Here is a 23,917-nt window from a genome sequence, read left to right on the forward strand (position 1 = left end):
GTACCGGTTTAAAGGGAGCCTCGTAAACCAAGAATTTTGTAAAACTGACGTTTTTGGACCGCCCTAGCGTTCTTCCACGAGATTTTTACGACAAGAACCGGGTTTTTTCCGATCTTCCTAAAACTATGATCGGAGGAAGGAGCAAATTCTATACCAAATTCAGTTAATGTTTGTAAAATTGAAAAAAACTTCGGACTCACTACCGAATCCACACTGACAAGAACCGAATCCCTTCGCCCTGCCCCTAAATTGGTCGGACATGAGGAAATATACCCAATCTCTGCAAATTCAGCCCAATTCTCTTTCAAAAGTAAAAAACGAAAGATTTTGTGTTTTGTTTTTTTTTCTGTTAGAGAGGAGCCATCATTCCCACCCAACGGATAAGGAAATGAAATTTTTTCCCAACGAATATGGTCCTCTGAGCCCAAATAAAAGCCCATCCTCTCTTCAAAATTCTCACTGAGAGTATTTGGTGGATAAAGTCCATTTGGATACAACCAATACTCCATTTCATTTTCAACTAACAACTGCTTGGATTTATCAAACAAGGAATCATAAAAAGGAAACCGATTTGATTTTATGTTTCTGGTAATACGTGTTCTAAAAGATAATATGGTTAGGAATCGAGAATTCTCTTTTACAAATTTTTCTAGAACGTCAATTCGATTTTTCGGAATGATTTGGGTTTTTGTAAATTTAGGATATTCAAAAACTTGAACACAATAACCACAACCAAATTTGCCGCTTTTACGAAACTGAATTTCTTTGGTTCCGCAAAAACGACAAAATACCATTTTAAATAACGGAAGTTAGTTGCCCGGAAACAATTCGATTCCGTTTGTGTGCCATAGAGGCAAGCTCCAAGTCGTGAGTTACCAAAATTAAAGAAAATTTAAATTCATTTTGTAGTTCTTTGATAAGATCCATCAAATGACGCGAGTTATCCCTGTCCAAGTTCCCAGTGGGTTCATCTGCCAAAATTAGTTGCCTTCGTCCCACAAGTGCCCTTGCCACACCAACCCTTGCACTTTCTCCACCAGAGAGTTGTGAGGGAAAACTTTCTGTCCTTTCACCAAGACCCACCTTTTTTAAAATCTCAGTTGCTTGTTGTTTTGCCAAACTTGGATTCATTCTTGCAATGAGAAGCGGCATCATTACGTTTTCTAAAGCAGTAAAATCTGGTAATAAAAGATGTTGCTGGAAGATAAAAGATATTTTTTCAGCGCGAAAACTTTCTCTTTGCTTTTCATTTAAGTTTTTTAATGAAACACCGCAAACTTCCACCTCACCGTCGTCAAACGAATCCATCGCTCCAAGGATATTAAGAAGTGTGGATTTTCCAACTCCGGACGCTCCTTCGACAGATACAATTTCTCCAGGCAAAACTTCGAAATCGAGTCCAGAAATAATATGGTACTTTTTGTCCACAACCTGATAGTATTTTTCTAACTTGCGAACAGAAACAGTTGGTTTTGAATTCATATTAGTCATTTCTTATTGTATCCACTGGGTTTAAATTGGCCGCCATACGTGCCGGGAAATAACCAGCAAGTCCAGAAAGGATGGTTGCGGCAGTTGTTACCATAAAAATAAAAGATATATCGATATCCACAGGGATATGATCGAAGTAATAAATATCTTTTGGCACAAGTTCCACTGGATCCCAATCTCCGGGATTCAGTAAACCACCAATTCCATTAATGATCTCAGAAATGATATTGATGATGACTTCTAATTTTGTTGCGATAAAAATTCCAGTCATCCCACCTACAAGCGATGACAAAATTCCAACAATCATTGCATTCAACGTAAAAATCAAAAGGATATCATTGGATGCAAGCCCAAGAGCTTTCAAAGTTCCAATGGATCTACGTTTCGCACGAATGAGAGAATGGACTGTCGCAACCATTCCAAGTGCTGCAAGAACGATAAATAGAAACACTATAATGGAGATGATTGTTTTTTCAAGTCGTAGTGCCGCTAAAAAGTTTTCCTGTTCTTCTGCAATGGTTCTTACCGAAAAGGAAGTTTCATCTTGGATTTTTTGATTCCAATTATCTTCGTTTAACCGAGATAAGATTCTTTGTTTGGTGACCTTTAAATCATCAAGAGAACGAACTTTAATCGCAACTTGATTGACTGCCCCTTTCATTTTAAAAAATTCTTGTGCTTGCGGGAGAGACAAAAACGCAAACTTAGAATCATAATTATAATATCCCGTTTTAAAAAGCCCCACTAAACGAAAAGTTTGTACATTGACTTGAACCCCACGTTCTACGGTAAACCTACCTCCAGGGACAGCCATTGTAATCTCTCGGCCAAGCCCATACCCATAAATGGCACTCATTTCCTTTCCCACAACTACCAGCTTTTCGGTATTGATGGCTTGGATTTTATCGCGGTCGTATTGCAAAATCCGAGGGAAATTCGGTAACCCATTCTCCACCAATTTTTCTATGGAATCGACAGGGACTGCACGAATCATAATGGGGTTAAAGTTGTTATTACTTTGAATGAGTCCATGACTCGTTATGTTTCCTTCCACAGAAACAAACGATTCAGCCAGTTTCGGATCTGACTTTAGATGAGTGATGACTTTTTCATAATCATAGATGGCCCCAGACCCATAAGAGTTCTCAACCGTGATATGAGGTCCCCCTTGCCAGAGAGATTCTTTTACTTGTTTTTGGAATCCGTTGAAAATGGAGAGAACGACGACAAGAAGTCCCACTCCGACCGCCATAACAATGAACGACAGCCTGGATTTGATAGAGAGGAATCCTAGTACTCTGGACCCTCGGATGTAACGGATTGTGATTAAAGAGACAATTCCCATGATGACCTAATCTTTTTGACAGCTTTCTTCTAAAGATGGATACTGTCAAAAAAGAACCTTATGCCTGAGACACCAAACTATTATTCTGTCAAAGTAAACCTTCGAGACGAAGCCAATATGGTTTACACCATGATTGCTGCTGTCATTGACCCGGTTGAAACCAAATCGGTGAAGTTTGAGGGAGTCTCGTGCACAAGCCCATTATCCCTTTTGCCAGTTCGGTCTACATTTCAGGACTTTTATAACCGTATGCAGAGGGTGATCTACAAAGGGGAACAACAGAAAAATATCACCAAATCGCTCCAGGAGCTCATCAAAACCAAATTTGGTTCGGAAAGTTTTTTAGAAGAGATCCTTCACTATATGGATCACAACCTAACAGACAGGTTAAACTTTGTTTTTAGTGAAATTCACAAAAGAACTTCAGGAAACTCGGAACCCAAAGTCGAAATCCACTTTGAACTGATTGATCCAAGTGAAATGACCAAAACCACTGTGGATGAGGAAGAAATTGCGAAAAAAGAAGCACCTCCTCCGACACCCGTCCCGCAGGCTTCTGGATTTTTAATCCCTGCAGACAAACAAATTGTTCAATTCAAATTCCAACTATCTCCCGTCAATGGAACACCACTTGTAGAACTGAAAGCAGGCGACAATGTTTACATTCGTTTGGTACCAGGAGATGCAGTCACAGATTCTATCATTAACACTTTAGAACTAAAAGAAGACTCTGGCGCGATCAAACAAATCCCTGCTAAAATAGTCAATATTTCGAATAACAAGAATTTTTCGGAAGTAGTCATCAAAATCAATGAACAAATTTACGGAAAGATCATCGAAGAAGAAAACTCTGTAAAAATCAAAACAACTGACAGCCAACAAGGGGCTGCCAACATTATGAATTCTGTTGCGTCGCCAACAGTGGCCGTATCAAAATCAAAACAGAGTCCTGCAATTTCCGCAGATGAAAGTTTTCATTTGATGCCGTACATAATCATGTTAGTAGTTCTTGCCATTGGTATGATGACTATTTTTGTAATCTTATAATCTCTATGAAAAAAATAAAAAAAAACCTTCCTATCATCACACCTATATTTATTGCACTCATCATCATTCACGGCCTGTTTGTTGATTATTCGGTACAATTTCCTGATTACATATCTTCCGAAACTTCGGAACAGGCAGCAGAATCCATGAAGCCTAAAGTGATTTCTGAGAATGGAGTTCTAAACCGAATTTCTTATTTGGAATCTTTTTTAGTAGAGTTAGAATCGAGAGTACTCCCTGTTGATACAGAACCAGAAGAAACAAAAGAAAATATCAAAAGGGTTCTTGTAGGACAAAAGTTACTCCTTGGACTATATTTGTTTTATCTCTTACTAACTTTTTCCACAGCAGCTTCTTATGCTTACCGGGTTTGGTTTCATAAAGCATTAGCAAACGTTTTTTATCCGGTCACTTTTTTTGCCTTAGCACCAAAAGTTTTTTTCCAACTAAACTTAATGTTACAACAGGAAATACTTTCCTACTTTTATTTTTCCTTTTTAGCGTTCACTTATGTAGTCAGCATTTTTTCCTATCGTTTGATTCTAAAGAATAAGGAACTAGCAGAAGGATTTCAATCTCTGCAATTCTCATCTTCCTTGGAAGAGGAAGGTAGATCACCGAGTAATACCAAAACAGGTTCGATTTTTGCCCCTATTATTCATGTAGCAATCATCATCTTAATAGGAATTTTGATTGGGAATTTAATTTACATTCCTCTCTTTCTTTTACAAAAACATTACGTAACTGAATTTAGTTATTTTATATTCTTTTTACTGGGAATGTTGTCTTTGTTTTATATCTTCAACTACAAAAAAGCGGGAGGAGAACCAAATAATAGTAATTGGAAGGATCTTGCTGTTAGTTTTGCTTATTTACAATTTAGATTTCTTCGAAACAGTTTCTTTGCAGCGTTTAGCACTGTTTTAATTGTTCTGTTTGTAACTTTTCTATTTAGTCTGTTACTCTTCAATATTGACCTGATTCAAAACCACTTGGGTCTTTTCGGAAAAGCTACGGAATTTTGAGTGCCTAATGGCACTCAGGTTCTTTTCCTTTGTTTACCAAACACCAAACATTTCCATTAGGATAGTATGTTGAACGAGAAATCAATTCTCCGTTTTCGGTATAAACTTCAGAAGCTTCTTTGGTTCCTGTAGGGTAATAATAAAACCACTCACCGACCTTCTTATCATTGGAATAACTTCCCTTTTCTTCGACTTTGGTATCTGGATAATAACGCACCCAGTCCCCAGTACGGAGTCCACCGTCGAAAAAGCCTTTTTCGTTTAACCGACCACTGCGAAAGTAACGATGATAAGATCCTGTTTCATTTCCAAGTTCAGCCGTTTGGATCCAGAGTTGTTTTTTCCGATTCCCAGCTTTGTAGTTTTGTTCAATATAGATTTTACCATCAGAAAAATAAAACTTCCAAAGTCCGTCTCGATCCCCATTTACAAACCGACCTTCCATAATGGTGATTCCGGTCAGATAGTTTAATTTTTTGCTGTAACCATCAGGTTGACCGAATGCATTCACAGGAAACTCGGTAATTAGGTTTCCATTCTCAAACCACTCGCGATTAATACCTTCGCTAGTATAACTGTAGTAATTTGTCTTTTTATTATAAACTGCGTCTTTAGGAATTGATTTTGGTATTGTTGTACCACCTTTACAGGGCCCAAAAACTACACTGGATAAAAAAACTAAAAAAAGTAAGGATATAAAAATCCAAATGGAATTATCTTTAACGGGTGTGGATGTGGATGTCATTTTCATTTTTGAACTTTGTCAGTATTTCTTTGGAAATTAGGATTCGATTTAAACGCTTTGACCTAATAGGCGTTAAATATCTCAAACACATTAAAATAATTCCTTCCGGTTCTAAGGAAGTATATACAATAGGAGTGGTTTTGCCAAGTCTCACAAGATAGTTTTTTGACATCTCGCGAATTTTAGACTCTACTAATTCAGGTGCCAAAACTAATTCTTCGTGTAAGATTTGAGAACATATTTTTTCTGCTTTTTCCCAATTAGAGTTGAGTTCCAAAAAAATACGAAATTCATCCCAAACAAAATCCATAGTTTCCGATACGATAAAAAACCGATTAAGAACTATATTGTAATTGGGGAAATGAATGAGTCTGTTTGTGGATTGCTCAAATCTAGGATCTGCTGCAATTTCAAGTAATGTAAATTTAAAAAAACCAATATTGACTACATCACCTTTGATGTTATCGATTTCGATTCGGTCGCCAACCTTAAATCCGTTGGCTCCCATGATCATAAACCAACCCACCATATTGAGCCAAACCTCTTTCAGTGAAATCACAATCCCCGCACCAGCAAGACCAAGAACCGTAGGGAGTAACGATAAACTGGAAAAAATTAATGGTAAATAGGCGATTCCAAAAACCAAAAGAAACCCCATCCGAGCCACTTTACGGCGATTGTATTCATGAACGGCATCTGGAGCAGGTTTGATTCTCTCAACAAGAATCATTGTAATTTTATAAGAAAATATGGCAAAAACAACCAAGTACGCGAATAGGATCATGGTTTCTGCAACATCGCGGTTCGAACTTCGTAACAAAGTTAATGGATTCAAATCCAAGTAGAACTCTTTTAGACTTCCTCCACCCATTCTATAACTTTCCTTTCTGACGTTTTAGAATTTCCAAAATTGTTTTTCGTTCAACAGAAACTCCGAATTTTGGTTTCCCAAAATCTTCTAATAGAACAAATTTCAAAGAAGAACCTTCCTTTTTTTTATCATGTTCCATATGTTTTAAAATCTCTTCTGGTTTTTCTTCTAAACGAGTTGGTAGTTTCAGTTGTTTCATCAAAGTAATTGCTTTTTGAAAATTTGATTCTGAAAAACCAACTAACTCACAAGACAATAGTAAAGCAGTCACAAGACCAACCGCCACTGCTTCCCCATGAGAATATTTTTTGTATTGTGTTAAGGATTCAATCGCATGTCCAGTTGTATGGCCTAAATTCAAAACTGCCCTAAGTCCAGACTCTTTTTCATCTTGTGCGACAATACCTGATTTAACTCGCACAGATTCTTCAATCGCATAACGAAGGATTGTTGATTTTGCTGTAAAATCTACTCGTTTCGATTCGGCTATTTTATTTAAAAAATCACCACCATCAAGAAATGCATGTTTTGCAATTTCAGCAAGGCCACAACTCCATTCCTTTTCTGGTAACGTAGATAGTGTAAAAAGAGGAGCAAATACAAACTCTGGTTGGTAAAAAGCACCTACCATGTTTTTTCCTGAATCTACATTGACTGCGACTTTTCCTCCCACAGAAGAATCTACACAGGCGAGAAGAGTTGTTGGGACTTGTACAAAACGGACTCCCCTTTGGTAGGTGGCAGCAATAAATCCCGCGAAATCTCCTACCACTCCACCACCAAATGCGATGACAACAGACTTTCTGTCTGCATCGGTTTCAATCAGTTGGTTATAAACCTTCTTCACACGGTCAATGTGTTTGTTCTTTTCTCCCGGTTTTAAATAGATATAGGTAAAAGGAACATTTAAGGAATTTAGTTCTTTAGTAATATATTTTTCGTAAATTCCGGCAATTTCTCTGCTCGTTAGAACATAAATCTTAGAAACTTTCGGAAGCGAATTTAATTTTTCGGACAGACCTTGGAAGTCTTCGTGTAATTCAATTGGGTAACGAAACCCATGCCCAATGATTTCACGTTCTGATAACTTCATGGTTCATTCACCCACGGGCTTGAAATATATCGAGGTTTATTTGTACTTTTAGCCCGGAAGTAATGTTTAATATCCGGACGAATGTCCATAGATAATATTTCTTTTGTAGTAAAGTAACCAAATCCAGATATGGCTTTTTCTTTTGGATTTAAAATGGGTAACAAATCTTTTACTTTAGTTAAAAAAACAATTTGGATCAAATGGCGTTTTTTATCTGGATCAATCGATTCGTTTAAAAATAAAAAATCCATTTGGCTCACTTCCAGAGACAACTCTTCGTTTAGTTCTCGTTTGAGTGCATCCTCTCCTGATTCACCAAATTCAATCCCTCCACCGGGAAGGAGCCAATACCCAGATTGTTTTTTTTGCTGTTGGACAAACAATATTTTTCCCTTGGGATCTTGGATGAGTGCTGCGACGCGAACTCGCATCGATTTGGATTTTAATAAAAAATCGATCATAGTATTTTTAAAAAACGTAGGGCAGACTTGGCAGCCATCTGCTCTGCACGGCGTTTATTTTTTCCATCCCCAGTCGCTCGGAAGTGATTTTCACAAATCACAGAAACAAGAAACTCTTTATCGTGGTCAGGACCCTCTTCTTTCATAACAGAATATTCGGGTAATTTTTTCCATTTCTTTTGGCAAAATTCTTGTAAAATGGTTTTATAATCTTTCGTTTCTTCTGCATCCTCCACTCCCTTTTCCATGATCTGAAAATGAGGGTTCAGGAACTTACGGCAGCTCTCAAGGCCTTGGTCCAAGTAAAGGGCACCAAGAAAGGCCTCAAAACAGTCTGCTTGGAGATTCGTATTGGATTCGCCTTTTTCTTTTTCTCCTTTGCCGAGTAATAAAAATTCAGGAAACCTGTAGGATCTTGCTAACTTCGCTATGGCCGGTGCAGAAACCATTTTACTTTTTAATCTGGCAAGTTTGCCTTCTTTTCCTTTAGGAAGTGACTGGTATAAAAATTCAGCAGCTAAGATGCCGAGAACCGAATCTCCTAAAAATTCCAATCGTTCGTTATCTGAAAGGTAACGATCAGAGTCTTCGTTTGCGAATGACCTGTGAACAAATGCTAGGTGGAGAAGGGATATGTTGTTAAACTGTGTTTTTGTTAGAGATTGAAGTTCTTTGAGAGAGGAAATTCTTTCTTGAGGAAGTTTGATACGAATTGAGTCGGACAAGGTACAAAGATCCGGGTTCCTCTATTCGGGGAACCCGGTTTTTGGATTGGGAATTACCCCTTAAGTTTATCGATGAATTTAATTACATCGCCTACGGTTTGGATTTTTTCTGCGTCTTCGTCAGAAATTTCCACACCAAACTCTTCTTCAAGAGCCATAACTAGTTCAACTGTATCAAGAGAGTCAGCACCAAGATCATTGATGAAGTGAGCTTCAGGTGTAACTTCTGATTCATCAACGCCAAGTTGTTCTACGATGATTGACTTAATTTTTTCGAAATCTGCCATTTTATATCCTCCAGGCCACTGTTAATCAGTGGGGCAAGTGTTAAATCGTTTTCCGCTAGGTATATATGTACGCCTAGCGTTTTTTTAAAATGAAATTGTCGAAATTTTTGGCAAGTCTAAATAGATTATTTTCCTCTTGAAACCTTTGACATCATTCTAACATCACCTAACCTGAATTAATCTGATTTGAAATCGTTCGATTTGCTGAGAAAAGAGAACAGAAGAGCCCTGCATCCAGGAAATTTCCAAAATCCTGGTCCGATTTCCAAGCCTTTGATCCATTTTAGCAGATTTATATTCCATTATAACAGAACAAGCTTCCCTTCCTAACCCGGAACACTAAAGTCAGCCCTAAGAAAAAAATTAAGGAGCACTCCATGATTCAAAAATGGACCCAAACACTGACTGCTTTCCTCCTACTTTCCTTCTCGGTTTCCTGTGTCGAAAAGAAAGAAGACAAAAACACTTTACTAGCCGCTCTGCTTTACTTGGCCGCAAACCAAATCAAAGTCAATTCTGCCACTGATCTGGTGAACGAATCGGCCGATGATTACAACCAGAACAATTGGGGACTCATCACCCCGCAGACCTTGGCTCGATTTGTCACAAATTGGCCCGCAAACAAACCAAGTCATATCACAGGAAACCTCATCATCTTACAAACGGATGATGCGAATCGTGTTGCTGGCGGGGCTGCTTCCCCATACGTAGCAGAAAATCCTGGTCAAGGTGTCTATGTATACTTACTTGACGATTATAAACCGGCAGATTTACCAAGTGGTGGTTTTCGATTCAACCAAACAAGAGATACCGGCTTATTTACAAACTCTGTCCGTTACCAAGCAAATGGTCAGTTTGTGGATGATTGGCTAAAAACCTTTGGAATTAATCTCTCAAAAGACTTAGTTGTATTTGCGGTAGGTACTGGAAATGGAATTTCTGGTGGTGCCTATCCTGGCAAAGCTGTAGGGGCCGGTGCTGTCCAAGATATCACTCGTGGCGTTTATTGGTTACGTTATTGGGGGGCTGAAATCAAAAACCTCGCGATACTCAATGGGAACCTAAACAAAAAAGCAACTGGTGCTGGAATCCCACTTTCGACAAGTCGTTCCGGTATCAACTTAGAACGAAACGGTGGATTCTCCGTAAAACAACTGCGAGTCGATAATACGGTTCTTACCTTGGGCCTTGAGGATATATATGAGATTGCAAAAACTGGAGGAAATGCAAATCTCTCTGGTCTCACTGCTAAACAACAAATTATCGATGCAAGACCAGCGACTCAATATGATGGATCAGCAGATGGATTGAATGTGCCGAGAAATTTACTAGTTGCGAATCCTGCAAGCCAAGCTTATATCACAACTTCCTACCAATCGTCCGGTGCACCTTCCGCATCAGCAGGGAACCAAACTTTTGTGCCTTTCGAAGGAAGTATCAAATCCTCAAAAACATTTCCTTGGTCTGATCTACTAAAAGATAATGCAGATGGATATGAATATCTGGATAAAGCTGCACTTAAAACACTGTTTAATACAACAAGAGCTGTTTACACGCCAGGAGTTACAATAGTGAGTCAATGCCGAACCAATTTCGAAGCACAAGTCAATGGATTTGCCTCTTTGAATATTCTCGGATACCCAACAGTGTATTATGATGGTTCTCTTGTGGAATGGACAGCACTTGTCGCAGGACATGGAACATCATCCATCAACCAAATACCAACCGATTTTAAATGGAGAACTGATAACACGAGTGTATCAAACTTCCTATGGTATAACAACGCTACACATGTTGTACGTCCCAATGTCAATCTAACGGCAACCACAACAAAAAAATTCATTCAAGAAGATAAGGCTTATAAGTACTAATCTCTTTCCCAGTTTGCACACTTCGTCTCCTGGCATCTGCCGGGAGACATTCTTTTTGCTTTTTAAAATCCCTTTGCAAAAATGTTTTTGTCTGACAGTTTGTCATAATGGCAAGGAACGAAAAAGAAGAGTCCATTCATATAGGATTTAAAGAAGCATTTACGCTCATACTTCCCTACTTTCGAAAAAAACTTTGGGAACAAACAAAATCAGTCGTTTGGGTTGTTTCTTACTTAGTATTATTTCAACTCATTGTACTCAGAATCCCGATCAAAGAAGCAGGAATCATTTCATTCGGAATTTTTGCCGTCATCATGGGCCTAACTTTTTTTATGGAAGGTTTGTATTTAGGCATCATGCCACTGGGTGAAACCATCGGGTTAAGACTTCCGCAAAAAGTAAACTTACTCATGATAATGGTTTTCTGTTTATTTGTAGGAATTGTCGCAACACTCGCAGAACCTGCCATTTCTGTATTAAAACAAAGTGGTTCCGCAGTGAATCCTTGGGATGCCCCCTTATTATTTCATTTATTAAATGAAGGTGCGGATGTACTTTTTCTTAGCATCGCTATCGGTGTTGGATTCTCTATCGTTTTTGGAATCATCAGAATCATTTACGGAATTTCTTTATCAAAGTTTTTGATACCAAGCCTTATCATTCTAATTTTAATCACGGTATATTCCTTCAACAACGACAACTTAAGGTTGATTTCTGGACTTGCCTGGGATTCAGGAGTGGTGGCCACTGGCTCTCTTACCGTCCCCTTAATTGTGGCATTAGGACTTGGTGTATCGAAAGCATCACGCACAAGTGATACAACGACGGGTTTTGGTGTGGTGACACTGGCATCTCTATTTCCTATCTTAAGTGTATTTGTTGTTGGCCTTTACTTTGCACCAAAGTTACCCCAACCAATGCCAAAAGATAAATTTTTTAGTTCAGGGATCACTCTGGAACAATCCAAACTGATGTTTGGTGAAAAAAATCCAGAAACGCTATTTGGAATGAGTGAAAAAGAACATAATTCTCAACTATCCATTCATAACAAATTAGTGAAAATAATGGAAGGAATTTTAGAAAGTTTTTCCGGTTCCCTCCAAACCATCATTCCTTTAGCAGGATGTTTGGTTCTATTTTTATATATTGTATTAAGAGAGAGTTTGCCATTTACAGATGAATTGTATTTGGGAATTTTATTTGTCTTTTTGGGGTTAGCCATTTTTAACTTTGGAATCTTTTTTGGACTTAGTAAACTAGGAAGTCAGGTGGGAAACAAACTTCCTTCTTCATTTCGTTCCATCGAACTCACCGATTCTACAAAAGAGATCAGAAATTTTAATCCCAAAATTGTTTTCACTGCCACAGATGAAAATGGAAATACAGAGGATTTCTTTTATTTAAAAGATAAAAAGTCATTTTCACAAATCCCCTTCAGAGAAAAAAACTATGATTCTGAATCAGAAATTTATAGTTATGTGCCAATTCATGGTCCACTTTTTGGAAAAGAAGATAACCTTTTAGGATATTTTGTTGCACTTCTATTTGCTTTTTTATTAGGATATAGCGCCACACTCGCAGAACCAGCGCTAAGCGCACTCGCAAATAGTGTGGAAGAAGTGACTGTGGGGACCGTGAAAAAGATGGTTCTCATCCAAGCGGTAGGGATTGGAGTTGGACTCGGAACCTTACTGGGAATCTTAAAAATATTTTTAGAGATTCCACTTTTATACATCCTTTTGCCTTCTTATATTTTTCTCGTGTTCCTTACTTTACTCAGTAAACCCGAATTCATTGACATAGCTTGGGATAGTGCGGGTGTAACAACAGGCCCCATTACCGTTCCTCTAATCATTGTTCTTGGACTTGGAATCGGAAACCAATTGAATATCGTGGATGGATTTGGAATTCTATCTTCCGCTGCTATCTTCCCTGTACTCACAGTACTCGTCATGGGATTGTGGATGGAAAGGTCCCGAAGACAATCATTATCAAATATTGAGGCAGAAGAAAAATGAATCATTGCCAAGCCATTAGAATCACAGTCGTTGTTCATAAAGATCTCGCCGATGAGGTTCAAAAAGTATTTACCAATTTAAAGGTTCCGTATTTTTCTCATGAATTAGGAAGGTATCCTATCCTCAAAAGAAATCATATATTTCTTTTAAACCTATATTCCAGTGCTCAGTTGTATAATTTGCCTGTTGTTATTTTCCAAGTACTCACTGATAAAAAATCAGAAGACTTTTTATTCAATCATATCATCGAAGCAGCAGACCTAACTGTTCCCGGTCATGGTTCGATTTACACTGAAGAAATTTCTATATTTTGTCCCATCGCAGAAAACTTAATCTACAAAAATCCAATCAAAACAAAGCCATTAGGTTTTACTGGACTCACAGGTATCTTTTGTATCATCCAAAGAGGAGCCGCCGATACCATGTCACACTACATTTTAGAAAACGGAGTTGCAGTTCCAACGATTACTTATGGTGTGGGAAGAGGCCTTAGAGACCGTTTGGGACTTTTGCGAATTACCATCCCCAAAGAAAAGGAAATTGTAAAATTAATTGTCCACTCTTCCGACGCAGAACACGCGCTAGACTTTATCATCGAAGCAGGTAAACTCGATTTACCCGGAAAAGGTTTCATCTTTGAATATCCGATCAAACGAGGCCTTATCAATACAAAGATTAGTTTGGATGGACCAAAACAAGCGGCTAGTATGGAACAAGTGATCTCAGCACTCGATCATTTATACGGAAACATTGATTGGAGAAGACAGTTTACAAATTTCCGAAAGGGCGCAAGAAAACGAAGTTATTTCGAAGGTGTAAACATTCACCTCAATGCAAAAGAAGGTTCTGTGGAAAAAGTGCTCATGAAACTTTCTAAACTTGGAATTTCAGGAGCCACAATCTCCCAAGACCGTCTGATCAAGTTAGACGAGGAGAACAGTTTATATAACCCAGCAAGAGATTCTGCAAATTTATTAATTCCGAAAAGAATGTTAAACGAAGTTATTTCTGAATTAGAAGTTTTGGATTTTTTTACTAAAGAAACAGAAGGAATTGCCTATACAATGGAGATTCCAAGGGCATTCTCTTACCAATCGAAACTTGGCAAAAAGAATTAAAAAATCCCCTCATCTCGAAGAATCGAAATCAGGGGATTCGTTATCTTAATTGGCCAAGGTAGTAACCTTTTTGGCTAGGTCCATCACCACTACAAATGGAGCGGTGATGGATTTCTAAATCTTAATGGCCGCCACCTGGTAAAAATCCACCACCATTGATATCTAAGATATGTCCAGTGATGAAGGAAGATGCGTCAGATGCTAAGAATGCAATTCCGTTTGCAATGTCTTCAGGAAGGCCTGCGCGTTTGAGTGGAATTGCTTGGACCATACCATGTCTGATATTTTCAGGGATTGCTTCTGTCATTTCAGTAGCGATAAAACCCGGAGCGATCGCATTACAACGAACTTTTCTTGAAGCCATCTCAAGAGCTACAGCCTTTGTAAAACCAATCACACCAGCTTTGGATGCAGAGTAGTTGGTTTGTCCAATGTTTCCGTTTTCACCAGAAATAGAAGAAAGATTGATAATTGATCCACCGTTTTCTTGTTTCATCATCACTTTGATAGCTGCTTGTGTACAGAGATAAGTTCCGGTAAGGTTCACTGCAATCACAGCATCCCACTGCTCTTTTTTCATTCTCATAAGGAGAGTGTCACGAGTAATCCCTGCGTTATTTACGAGGATATCAACTGAACCAAATTCTTTTTTTGCGGAATCAATTAGTTTTTGAGCATCTTCTTCAACAGATACGTTTGCTACTACTGCAATTGCTTTGTAACCTTTGGATTTTAATTCTTCCGCTGTTGCATTCGTTGCTTCTGGGTTCATATCCGCAACAACGATGTTAGCTCCAAGAGAAGCTAGTTTCAAACAAGTTGCTTTTCCAATTCCTCTTGCTCCACCGGTTACGATGGCTGTTTTTCCTGATAAACTAATCATTTGTTTTTTTCCTCTTCTTTTCTAATTCCTAAAAACATTTTTCTAAACTAAATCAATTCAAATGAATCCTAATATTTTATGTAGAATCACCAAGTATGGTTTTGTATTCACCGAGCCTTTCGCGAATCCGTTCGTTGATCCCGTGTTTGGCGCATTCTGCAATAACCCTTACTGCATTTTTAACTGCTAAAGCATTCGAAGAACCATGTCCAATCATACAAATTCCTTCTACACCGAGAAGAAGGGCACCACCGTATTCCGCATAGTCTAAACGTTTTTTCACAGCGTTGAATGTTGATTTTAAAAGTAAGGCTCCCGTTTTTGCAAGACTCGAATGCCTTATGGAATTCTTTAGAACATTAAATATAGATTTTGCAAGACCTTCTGTGGCTTTAAGAACAATGTTCCCAATAAAACCATCACAAACGACAACATCTACTTCTCGACCACTACCATAAAGGTCGCGGCCTTCTACGTTTCCTACAAAGTTAAAAGGGATTTTTTTTAAAAGATCAAAGGTTTTGACGGAAACTGTATTTCCCTTTTTGTCTTCTTCTCCATTGGAGAGAATTCCTACTTTAGGATTTTGAATTCCAAAAAGTTCACGGGAATAAATTTCCCCCATCACAGCAAACTGAGCTAAATATTCCGGTTTACAATCAACATTGGCACCGGCATCTAACAAAAGTACAGGTGGTCCTTCTTCCCTGGGAATATGCGCAGCAATTGGTGGCCGCAAAACACCAGGTAGGCGACCAAGGTGTAATAATGCGGCGGCCATAGTAGCACCTGTGTTTCCAGGAGAAAACACACCGATACATTCTTTATCTGCCACTAAACGAACTGCTTTGACTACGGAAGAATCCTCCATAGCGCGGACTGCTATAGATGGAGAATCATTCATACCGATAATTTCAGTAGAATGAATGACACGAAGTTTCTCTGTGTCATAATCAAATTTTAACAGGATATCAAGTAACTCTTGTTCGTCGCCAACGAGGTAAACAGACAGTCCGAATTCTCGAACTGCCAGTACCGCGCCCTCGACGATACCTTCGGGGCCGTAATCTCCGCTCATCGCGTCCACGGCGACCCACATAACGGTTAGTTATCTTCGGTCGTTTTTTTAACTTTTTGAGCGACTACGAGTTTTCCCTTATAAAAACCGCAATAAGGGCAAACACGGTGGGACAGAACAAATGAACCACAATTGGAACACGGGTTTAAGTTAGGTTTGCCAATCGCGTGATGGGCTCTTTTTGTTCTAACTTTCGATTTTGATTTACGTCTCTTTGGGACTGCCATGGCTATCCTCTATGGAATTATAACTGGTTTTTACTATGTTTTGGAAAACCAATGTGAAAACAATATTTTAATTTTCTAAGCTCTCGATAAGAGACCGTAATTCGGTATGTTTGTGATAAAAAGCGGAGCGATTGCAGACAAAACGGGCTGTACTGTATAAAATCGACTCAAACTCTTTCAAACCATTGGCTTTTAAGGTCCCGCCAGTAGAAACTAAGTCCACAATACAGTCGGATAGACCCACAATCGGTGCAAGTTCTATCGAACCATAGAGTTTGATGATTTCACAGGAAATCCCTTTGGAAAAAAAATACTCACGGGTAAGGTTCGGGTATTTCGTCGCTACACGCACTTTAGAGCGTTTGGCAAAGAGATCAAAGTCAGGAAAGGAGGCAAGAGAAAGCCTACAAGCCCCTAGTTTCAAATCCACGGGAGCAATGAGGTCAAATCCCCCTTCTCGCAAAATATCCCAACCGACAATGCCTGCATCGGCAGCGGCTTCTTCCACATAAGTACAAACATCTTGGGATCTGACAAATAAAAGGCGGAGGCGTTTGTCTTCGGAGACGAAGGTAAGTTCTTTGGAACCTTCGGATGGCAAAGTTTTTAACCATCCTTTCGATAACAAAAGAACCGCTGTTTCTTCGGCAAGCCTACCTTTCGGAAGAGCCAAAGTTAACATAAATTAATTTTTCCCGAGTTTGAGGAGTAAATAACTAGAGAGGAGTTTTACATCTTCTCCAGACTCTGCTACGTCTAGTTTCACTGCTTTTTCAAGATATTCTTTGGCAGCCGCCTTATCACCGTTAAGGAATGATAAACGACCTGCTTGGTAATAAGACCATGCTTTAAATCCATTCAATTCTCTTGCAGGTTCGATGACAGCCGCAGCAATCTTATAATTTTCTAGAGACTTGGCGTTGTTTTTTTCTTTTTCGCGGTAATTACCCGCAATGTAAAAATAGAGTGCTTTGATTTCTTTAGGAGTATCAATTTTTTTAGCAGCGTCTTCGAGATATCCGGCAGCTTTTCCGAATTCCCCTTTTTCTGCATAAAGTTTAGAAAGATCCTTCCAAACCCGAAGCTCCATTTTACCGGTGCTTTGGTTCTTTAAAAAAGTTTCTAAACTCTCTATCTGTACTTCAAGACTCACCTTTGATTTTTGGTGAGAGAGTTTCAAATCTTCGAGTGTTACTGTTTCTTTTTCAAAAAGATAAGCACGGTATTCGAAAAATCCAATCACACCAGCTAACACAATAATAGCAGATGCGAGACCGATAAAAACAGACTTACGATTTTTTGCTAAAAAATGTGTGAACTTTAAAAATGCAAGTTCTGCCTTAGAACCTTCAAAATCAGCGAACTCATCCTTTTGGATGAGTTCAGCTTGTTTCTTTTGTTCGATTTGGTTTTTTTTATGAAACTTATCCATGGACCTATCGGTTTTGGTTTAAATTCATGAAAGAACCGATGGATTCACGTGAAGGTTGGTTATCTTCCTTCATGTATTTCGCCATCTCTTCACGTTCTACCGCTTTATCAAAGTCTTTGATAGAGAGAGAAATCTTTTTGTTGTTAGGTTCGATTTTGACAACTACTGTGCGAACCGAATCTCCCACTTTGTAAAGATCTTCTAACTTGATGTTACGACCATCTGGAATTTCAGAGATGTGAACTAGGCCTTCGTAACCTGGTTCTACTTCTACGAAAACACCAAAACTAACAATCGATTTCACACGACCTTCTACAAGTGTACCCGGTGGGTATTTTTTGCGAAGAGCTTCGTATGGATGTTCTGAAAGTTGTTTTAATCCACAGCTAATACGTTGTGCATCTAAGTTGACATCTAGGATTTTGTACTGAACCGATTGGCCTTTTTTCAGAAGGTTTAATGGATTCTTTTCTTTTTCATCCCAAGTGATATCAGAGATATGAATCAGTCCTTCGATTCCACTTTCTACTTCTACGAAAGCACCATATTTAGTGATTCCAGTGATTTTACCTTCGAGTACGTTTCCGGCACGAACGTTAGCAGAGAGAGCTTCCCAAGGGTTAGGAAGGAGTTGTTTGAGTCCGAGAGACAAACGTCTTGCTTCGAAATCAATGTCTAAAATTTCTGAGTCAACTTCTTGGCCTTTTTTCAAAACATCTTTTGGATGTGGTGGTTTTTTTGCCCAAGAAAGTTCAGTGGTATGAATCAGACCTTCGAGACCTTCTTTGAGTTCTACGAAAGCACCGAAGTTGGTAAGTGAGGTTACGATTCCGCGAACCACCATTCCTTTTTCGAGTTCTTTCTTTGCCCAAATCCAAGGATCTTCATAAAGTTGTTTGATTCCAAGAGAAAGTTTGTTGTTCTCTTTATCTACTTCTAAAACAACCACTTCGACTTCGGCACCGATGTTGAAGTATTGTTTGAAAGGAGCAAATTTTTTGTAAGAAATATCGTTTTGACGAAGAAGACCTACTACATCGTAAACAGAGAGAAATACACCAAAGTTGGCAATTTTAACCACCTTTCCTGTGACTTTATCTCCTACTTTTACTTTGCCGAGGAGTTCTTCCCACTTCTCGCCGTTGATTTCGTCGAGGAGGGTTTTACGAGAAACCACACCGGTTCTCGTTTTTTCATTGAGTTCAATGATTTTGAATGAAAACTCTTTTCCACCTTCTGTGGATTCCTTAAATCTAACTCCTACATGAGAAGCAGGAAGGAAAAGTTGAATGCCTTCGCTTTCAACTAGGTATCCTTTGTTTTTCACTTCTCCGACAATTTTACCGGAGAGAGGGTAACCGTTTTGGCTTGCATCTTTGATGGTTTCCCAACCAACTCTTTGGTCCGCTTCTTTTTTGGAGAGGACACAATATCCGTCGACCCGCTTTTTAATGATCGCACTGACTTTCTCACCGCGTTTTGGCGTTTCAGAGAAGTCTTCACGAGAGACACGAGCTTCCAATTTCTCTCCGATATCAAGGAAAACAGTATCACCAATGACATCAACTACGGTCCCTTCGATGAGGGTACCTTTTCCTGCGGAGTTTTCTTGTTCTTGTGCTTGTGACTGCGATTCCCACTTCTCTAATAATTCGCCGAAGGAAGAAGTGGTCTCATTTTTGGGGGAGGATGGGTTGGTTGAATTCAATGGTTACTTACCGGGATACAAAACTTAGATTTGCCCAGAGGACGAAACCTTGGACAGGATAGTATTTAGGACAGTTTCCGTGTCGAGGGTGCTCGTGTCAATCAGGATTGCGTCGGAAGCCTGCTTCAGGGGAGCCACAGTACGGGTGGTGTCACTTTCGTCCCGTGCCACAATTTCTTCTTTGATGTGGTCCAGGTCTGCCTTAAAACCCTTGGCAACTAATTCATCGTATCGGCGTTTGGCCCGCACTTCCACAGAGGCGGTGAGAAAAAATTTGAATTTGGATTTTGGAAAAACTTCCGTTCCTATATCGCGGCCATCCATAACCAATTTATGGTTTTTTGCAAATTCTCGAATATGGCGGTTTAGAATTTCGCGGAAAGCCCGTCTTGGGGCAATGTAACGGATTTTTTTTGTGATCTCTGGATCGCGGATTTCGTGACTTATGTCCCTTTCTCCCAGAAACATTAAATTTTCACCTGTGGAGGAAAGTTCACAATGTACAGGGATTTTCGACACTGAATAACCAAATTCCGCTTCGTCTAGGTCCAGAAGGCATGCATCCGCTAATTTCTCTGTATAAAAAGGAAACTTGGATTCATCCTCTTTTGTTTCTAAAAATTTCTCCCATATAGCAAGGGTTAGCGCACGGTAATAGGCCCCTGAATCCAAGTAGAGATACCCAATTTTTTGGGCGATCATGCGGGCAAGTGTACTTTTTCCGGAGCCGGCAGGCCCATCGATGGCAATGACTTTTTCTATATTCGAGAGACTCATAGTTTTAAATTCTAAAACTAGAACAGGATTTGATTTCGTCCAGAGGAATTCCTAGGGAAAAGAAAGGCTAACTAACGGTAAGCGATTTTACCTTGACATACTGTTTTTCCCCTCAGAGGATCAGTGGCGTTTGGTGGGAATTTAGTGAAGTTAAGAAACCGCAATCTGGATCCAGAAAGAATTGCCGACTTTGAATGCTTCCGAAGCGGAGTATTAGAACTCATCGTAAAAAATTCACCCCTCACAGAGATTCTCAATGAAATCGTTTTAGGAATTGAGACTCTCAATCCAACAATGGTATGCACCGTTATCCTTATAGAAAATTCCAAAATCAAAATTGGTGCGGCCCCTTCTCTTCCAAAAATTTACAACGACGCCATTGAAGGTGTTACGATAGGACCGGAAGTAGGCTCCTGTGGTACGGCTGCATACACGGGCAAACGAATCATAGTAGAAAATATTAATACAAGTCCTCTTTGGAAAAACTACAAGGAGATTGCAATTCAAGTTGGCCTTCTTTCGTGTTGGTCAGAACCGATTAGGTCTCATAGCAATGAAGTTATTGGAACCTTCGCCATTTACCATCGTGAAATCCATAGTCTCGGCTCGACTAACTGAAAGCGAACGAAGGTTTCGCGATTTTTTTGAAAAGAATTCTTCTGTGATGCTGATTATTGAACCAAATACCGGAGAGATCATTAATGCCAACCAAACGGCAGTTCAATATTATGGCTACCCTCACGAAGTCCTTATTAAGATGAAAATCACAGATATCAATATACTCCCTGAAGAGGAAGTAAAACAAGAAAGAATGCGTGCTTTCTCAGAAGAACGAAGTTATTTTTCCTTTTCGCATAAACTAGCAAGTGGAGAAATCAAACAGGTGGAAGTTTATTCCACTCCGATCGAAACAAACAACAGACATCTTCTGTTTTCTATCATCCATGATGTGACAGAAAGAAAAATAGCAGAAGAAAAAGTAAAATCCCTGCTTTCTGAAAAAGAAGTTATTTTAAGAGAAGTGCATCACCGTATCAAAAACAATATGGCGATTTTATACAACCTCTTGGACTTACAGGCGAAATCGCAAGAAAACGAATTTTTAACAAACTCTCTTAAAGATGCGACAAGCCGTATCAAAACCATGTCACTACTCTATGACAAATTGTATTCTGGAAAAGCCGTTCAAGAATTACTGTTAGACGAATACCTAATACCTTTATCGCAAGAGATTATTTCGTTATTCCCTTACCAAGTAAAATTAGAGACAGATGTAATCAGTGTTCAACTCGCTTCAGATCAATTACAAGCAGTGGGAATCATTACCAATGAAATATTGACAAATAGTCTTAAATACGCAAGGGACTCTTCCAAAGATTTGGAAATTCAAATCAAAGTTTGGAAAGAAGAAGAGAATTACCATTTATTCTTAAAGGATAATGGGAAAGGATTCGATTCCCAAATGATTAACGCAGAAAATCTAGGGTTTGGTTTGACTTTAGTCAATATGTTAACATCACAATTGTCCGGCAAACTCATCTTTCATGGGAATGCCGGAGCAGAATACCATATAATATTCCCTATTAATAGGACTCGCCACTAACAGGAACAAAACTATAACGAAACCTCTTTTTAGAATTCCCTAAATAAGCAAATTCCATTCGTATATTGTCGATTCGATTAACATCGTTATTACTATCAAAGTACAGTCTTATTTCTTTCTCCATAGATTTTCTATAGAAATAGTTTTCTTTTACATACTGATACATTTGGCGGTATAAATTTTGATTTTCTTCTGATAGTTTTGGATTGGGTTTGTCCGCACTTAGGCTTGCAAACCTTAGTTTCCCATTGATAAAACGAAGGTTCGAATCAAGTAGATAATGAATCGGATTCGACTGTTCTATCTGAATGACCATTGGAATTTTTACCTGATTACAGTTCCAATAGAACCTAAGAGTTGGTTCCTCTAAACTGACATCCTTCCAATAAAACTCTAATTCATTCTTCACGCCACAAAACTCATTGGACTTCTCATCAGAATTCGGAACTTTAATCGATGTTTTTGGGAAAAAGGAAAAAACTATTTTTTTTCTACTATACTTAGAATAAACTCCATGCGGAATCAAAACGGAATCCTCAATTTTTTGAACCATATCCGTTGCGACTTGCTCACCATTTCTTTTTTTGAGTTCTTTATAAAGAGAAGTCGAAAGAGTATTGATAAATTCAGGAAAAAAACGATCCCCTACGCTTGTATTCTCTATTGCTTGGAATATAGTAACGTCCGCAAGCTCACCCCCAACCACTTGCCTATATTGCCATAACAAAGACGGGATAAAGGCGAAGTCTTTTTTAAAATCAGATTCGATAGACGAATCATACAACCCAATCTCCCGATCCAAACGAAAAGTAGAAACCAAAAGTTGTCTTTTGACTGCCTCGCATGTTTTATGAGTGTATAAAACAGGATGATCTAATATGGAAGCTGCATAATAATCAGAAAGTCCTTCGGCTAATGAACGTCCTATGGCATTGTTTCCCAAATACTTTCCTGTGATTAAGTGTGTATATTCATGATAAATCGCATCAGGACAAGTAGCCGTGTCAATAATCCTTTCAAAAGCAAATGTACTTAAAACGGGGATATCCCATTTCGGAGCAAACCACAACTCACTTTGCCATTTCCCATTAGATTCCGATGGAGGAATCGTAAGTGCAGTATTTTTAAGGAATACTTTGGAATCAAAATATTCTGTCGGCGAATAAGCATAAGGTGCATTGACCCGAACAATGATTCTTGGATAAAATTCGGTGATTTTATCTTTTGATCCTGAGGTCAATGCAATTGTTTTCCATCTAGATTCTATTTTTTGAAGTTGATAGCCTAATGTAAGATATTTTAAATTCCCTTCTACTTGACTGAGAGGGATTGGGTTTTCTTCCAAACCAGAATAGATAGAAAAGTGATCCAATACATAATTTGATGTTGATTTGAGATTTAATTCTTCTATAGATACATTTTTATGTACAAACAGCTTACGTTCGTTGTCCCAGTCCAAAACTTGATTTTCTTTTTTTGTTTCTGAGTATAGGCTAAAGCTCGAGATTAAAACAAAAACAGAAAACAAAGTGTAGATTTTTTTCATCCAAGCATCTCTGCTATATTTTTTATTCTTCATTTTTTATACTCTATTCATTGGAATTGTTACAAAAAAACCTTGTTTCACATCATTAGGTAAATCGAAGGAAACAAGGTGATTAAATTCTGATATAAAATTGATAGAACTATAAACCAAGTCCTACAGAATCATACATCCCACCAGTAACTACGTTACTGAGCCCACCTGCATGAATCACTAAACCAACCACTGCAACAACAGTCACAGAAGCTAAAACGTTTTCCAAAACTCTGAAGTTTGACCCGTGTAAATAGTTTCCAGTAGATTGTTTCAATTGAATAGAAGAAGCAATTTTATCTAAGTCTTGGTCGAGTGTTCCTGCGAATTCAGCATTTTTGATTTCTCTACTGATTCGAACAAACTCTGCAGGAGTGATATGAGCTTTTAAATACTCATGTGCTTCTTTGTTTGTCATTCCATTGTTTACCAAAATCTTTGCGGCTTCTTTTACGCTCATTTGGTTGGCTGGTGCTGCAAATGCTGCTTGAGTGGCAAACACGATAGCGAGTACTAAACTGATTTTCTTTTTCATA

Annotated in this window: 23 protein-coding genes and 1 pseudogene; 6 read left to right on the plus strand and 18 right to left on the minus strand. The window is 38.6% G+C overall.

The window, feature by feature from the left end:
- Positions 1–8: 8 nt before the first annotated feature.
- From ND811_RS11910 to ND811_RS11920, 3 genes are read right to left on the minus strand one after another with little or no spacing between them, the layout of a single operon-like run.
- Positions 9–794 (minus strand): ATP--guanido phosphotransferase, encoded by a 786-nt coding sequence (locus ND811_RS11910; RefSeq protein WP_265352403.1) that lies wholly within the window; start codon positions 792–794, stop codon positions 9–11.
- A 1-nt stretch (position 795) separates the two neighbouring features.
- Positions 796–1,491: an ABC transporter ATP-binding protein gene (locus ND811_RS11915; protein WP_265352402.1), complete on the minus strand. Its 696-nt coding sequence runs from the start codon at positions 1,489–1,491 to the stop codon at positions 796–798.
- Positions 1,484–2,836, minus strand: coding sequence for an ABC transporter permease (locus ND811_RS11920; RefSeq protein ID WP_265352401.1), 1,353 nt, complete (start codon positions 2,834–2,836; stop codon positions 1,484–1,486). Before ND811_RS11920 ends, ND811_RS11915 begins: the two co-directional genes overlap by 8 nt.
- A 60-nt stretch (positions 2,837–2,896) precedes the next feature.
- Here ND811_RS11920 and ND811_RS11925 point away from each other — a divergent pair, with 60 nt between their 5' ends.
- Together ND811_RS11925 and ND811_RS11930 are read left to right on the plus strand one after the other, a co-directional pair.
- On the plus strand, positions 2,897–3,883 hold the full coding sequence (locus tag ND811_RS11925) for a hypothetical protein (protein ID WP_265352400.1): 987 nt from the start codon (positions 2,897–2,899) through the stop codon (positions 3,881–3,883).
- A gap of 5 nt (positions 3,884–3,888) precedes the next feature.
- Positions 3,889–4,908 (plus strand): LIC_10230 family protein, encoded by a 1,020-nt coding sequence (locus ND811_RS11930; protein WP_265352399.1) that lies wholly within the window; start codon positions 3,889–3,891, stop codon positions 4,906–4,908.
- A gap of 4 nt (positions 4,909–4,912) precedes the next feature.
- On the opposite strand, the gene ND811_RS11935 is transcribed toward ND811_RS11930, so the two are convergent.
- The 6 genes from ND811_RS11935 to acpP are packed head-to-tail and all read right to left on the minus strand — an operon-like array spanning position 4,913 to position 9,090.
- Positions 4,913–5,653, minus strand: a complete 741-nt coding sequence (locus ND811_RS11935; protein ID WP_265352398.1) for a toxin-antitoxin system YwqK family antitoxin — start codon at positions 5,651–5,653, stop codon at positions 4,913–4,915.
- Positions 5,628–6,524, minus strand: coding sequence for a mechanosensitive ion channel family protein (locus ND811_RS11940; protein ID WP_265352397.1), 897 nt, complete (start codon positions 6,522–6,524; stop codon positions 5,628–5,630). The genes ND811_RS11935 and ND811_RS11940 overlap by 26 nt, the downstream gene beginning before the upstream one ends.
- 1 nt (position 6,525) lies before the next feature.
- Positions 6,526–7,617, minus strand: coding sequence for a 3-dehydroquinate synthase (gene aroB / locus ND811_RS11945; RefSeq protein WP_265352396.1), 1,092 nt, complete (start codon positions 7,615–7,617; stop codon positions 6,526–6,528).
- Positions 7,614–8,078: an NUDIX domain-containing protein gene (locus ND811_RS11950; RefSeq protein WP_265352395.1), complete on the minus strand. Its 465-nt coding sequence runs from the start codon at positions 8,076–8,078 to the stop codon at positions 7,614–7,616. The genes aroB and ND811_RS11950 overlap by 4 nt, the downstream gene beginning before the upstream one ends.
- A complete protein-coding gene (gene rnc / locus ND811_RS11955) occupies positions 8,075–8,803 on the minus strand; it encodes a ribonuclease III (RefSeq protein ID WP_265352394.1) in 729 nt (242 codons plus the stop codon). Before rnc ends, ND811_RS11950 begins: the two co-directional genes overlap by 4 nt.
- A 53-nt stretch (positions 8,804–8,856) precedes the next feature.
- Positions 8,857–9,090 carry an acyl carrier protein gene (gene acpP, locus ND811_RS11960; RefSeq protein WP_002974954.1) on the minus strand — a complete coding sequence of 78 codons (234 nt, stop codon included), beginning with the start codon at positions 9,088–9,090 and terminating at the stop codon, positions 8,857–8,859.
- Between the two features lie 377 nt (positions 9,091–9,467).
- Between acpP and ND811_RS11965 the strand changes: the two genes are divergently transcribed.
- The 3 genes from ND811_RS11965 to ND811_RS11975 all read left to right on the plus strand — a co-directional run bounded on the left by ND811_RS11965 (position 9,468) and on the right by ND811_RS11975 (position 14,097).
- A complete protein-coding gene (locus ND811_RS11965; RefSeq protein WP_265352393.1) occupies positions 9,468–10,961 on the plus strand; it encodes a sulfurtransferase in 1,494 nt (497 codons plus the stop codon).
- 107 nt (positions 10,962–11,068) lie between these two features.
- Positions 11,069–12,979, plus strand: a complete 1,911-nt coding sequence (locus tag ND811_RS11970) for a DUF1538 domain-containing protein (protein ID WP_265352392.1) — start codon at positions 11,069–11,071, stop codon at positions 12,977–12,979.
- The gene (locus ND811_RS11975; protein WP_265352391.1) at positions 12,976–14,097 is read left to right on the plus strand and encodes a P-II family nitrogen regulator; all 1,122 of its coding nucleotides are present in this window, start codon (positions 12,976–12,978) and stop codon (positions 14,095–14,097) included. Before ND811_RS11970 ends, ND811_RS11975 begins: the two co-directional genes overlap by 4 nt.
- A 121-nt stretch (positions 14,098–14,218) precedes the next feature.
- Here the strand turns inward: ND811_RS11975 and fabG are convergent, their stop codons facing one another.
- From fabG to cmk, 7 genes are all read right to left on the minus strand, one after another.
- Entirely contained in the window at positions 14,219–14,980 is a 762-nt protein-coding gene (gene fabG / locus ND811_RS11980) for a 3-oxoacyl-ACP reductase FabG (protein WP_135740697.1), read from the minus strand.
- Between the two features lie 76 nt (positions 14,981–15,056).
- Positions 15,057–16,079, minus strand: a complete 1,023-nt coding sequence (gene plsX / locus ND811_RS11985) for a phosphate acyltransferase PlsX (protein WP_135745906.1) — start codon at positions 16,077–16,079, stop codon at positions 15,057–15,059.
- Positions 16,080–16,084: 5 nt separating this feature from the next.
- Entirely contained in the window at positions 16,085–16,285 is a 201-nt protein-coding gene (gene rpmF, locus ND811_RS11990; protein ID WP_015679024.1) for a 50S ribosomal protein L32, read from the minus strand.
- Positions 16,286–16,352: 67 nt separating this feature from the next.
- Positions 16,353–16,967: an ATP phosphoribosyltransferase gene (gene hisG / locus ND811_RS11995; RefSeq protein WP_135745905.1), complete on the minus strand. Its 615-nt coding sequence runs from the start codon at positions 16,965–16,967 to the stop codon at positions 16,353–16,355.
- 3 nt (positions 16,968–16,970) lie between these two features.
- Positions 16,971–17,717, minus strand: coding sequence for a tetratricopeptide repeat protein (locus ND811_RS12000; RefSeq protein WP_265352390.1), 747 nt, complete (start codon positions 17,715–17,717; stop codon positions 16,971–16,973).
- A gap of 4 nt (positions 17,718–17,721) precedes the next feature.
- Positions 17,722–19,425: a 30S ribosomal protein S1 gene (locus ND811_RS12005; protein WP_135745903.1), complete on the minus strand. Its 1,704-nt coding sequence runs from the start codon at positions 19,423–19,425 to the stop codon at positions 17,722–17,724.
- Between the two features lie 24 nt (positions 19,426–19,449).
- Positions 19,450–20,202, minus strand: coding sequence for a (d)CMP kinase (cmk, locus tag ND811_RS12010; protein ID WP_265352389.1), 753 nt, complete (start codon positions 20,200–20,202; stop codon positions 19,450–19,452).
- 144 nt (positions 20,203–20,346) lie between these two features.
- Between cmk and ND811_RS19630 the strand changes: the two are divergent.
- Positions 20,347–21,805 (plus strand): annotated as a pseudogene (locus tag ND811_RS19630) (histidine kinase dimerization/phosphoacceptor domain -containing protein).
- On the opposite strand, the gene ND811_RS12025 reads toward ND811_RS19630, so the two are convergent.
- Together ND811_RS12025 and ND811_RS12030 are read right to left on the minus strand one after the other, a co-directional pair.
- A complete protein-coding gene (locus ND811_RS12025; protein WP_265352387.1) occupies positions 21,786–23,384 on the minus strand; it encodes a hypothetical protein in 1,599 nt (532 codons plus the stop codon). The pseudogene ND811_RS19630 and the gene ND811_RS12025 overlap by 20 nt on opposite strands.
- Positions 23,385–23,490: 106 nt before the next feature.
- The gene (locus ND811_RS12030) at positions 23,491–23,916 is read right to left on the minus strand and encodes a hypothetical protein (RefSeq protein ID WP_265352386.1); all 426 of its coding nucleotides are present in this window, start codon (positions 23,914–23,916) and stop codon (positions 23,491–23,493) included.
- Between the last annotated feature and the right edge of the window lies 1 nt (position 23,917).

The organism is Leptospira soteropolitanensis, assembly GCF_026151655.1.
Lineage (GTDB): Bacteria > Spirochaetota > Leptospiria > Leptospirales > Leptospiraceae > Leptospira_A > Leptospira_A soteropolitanensis.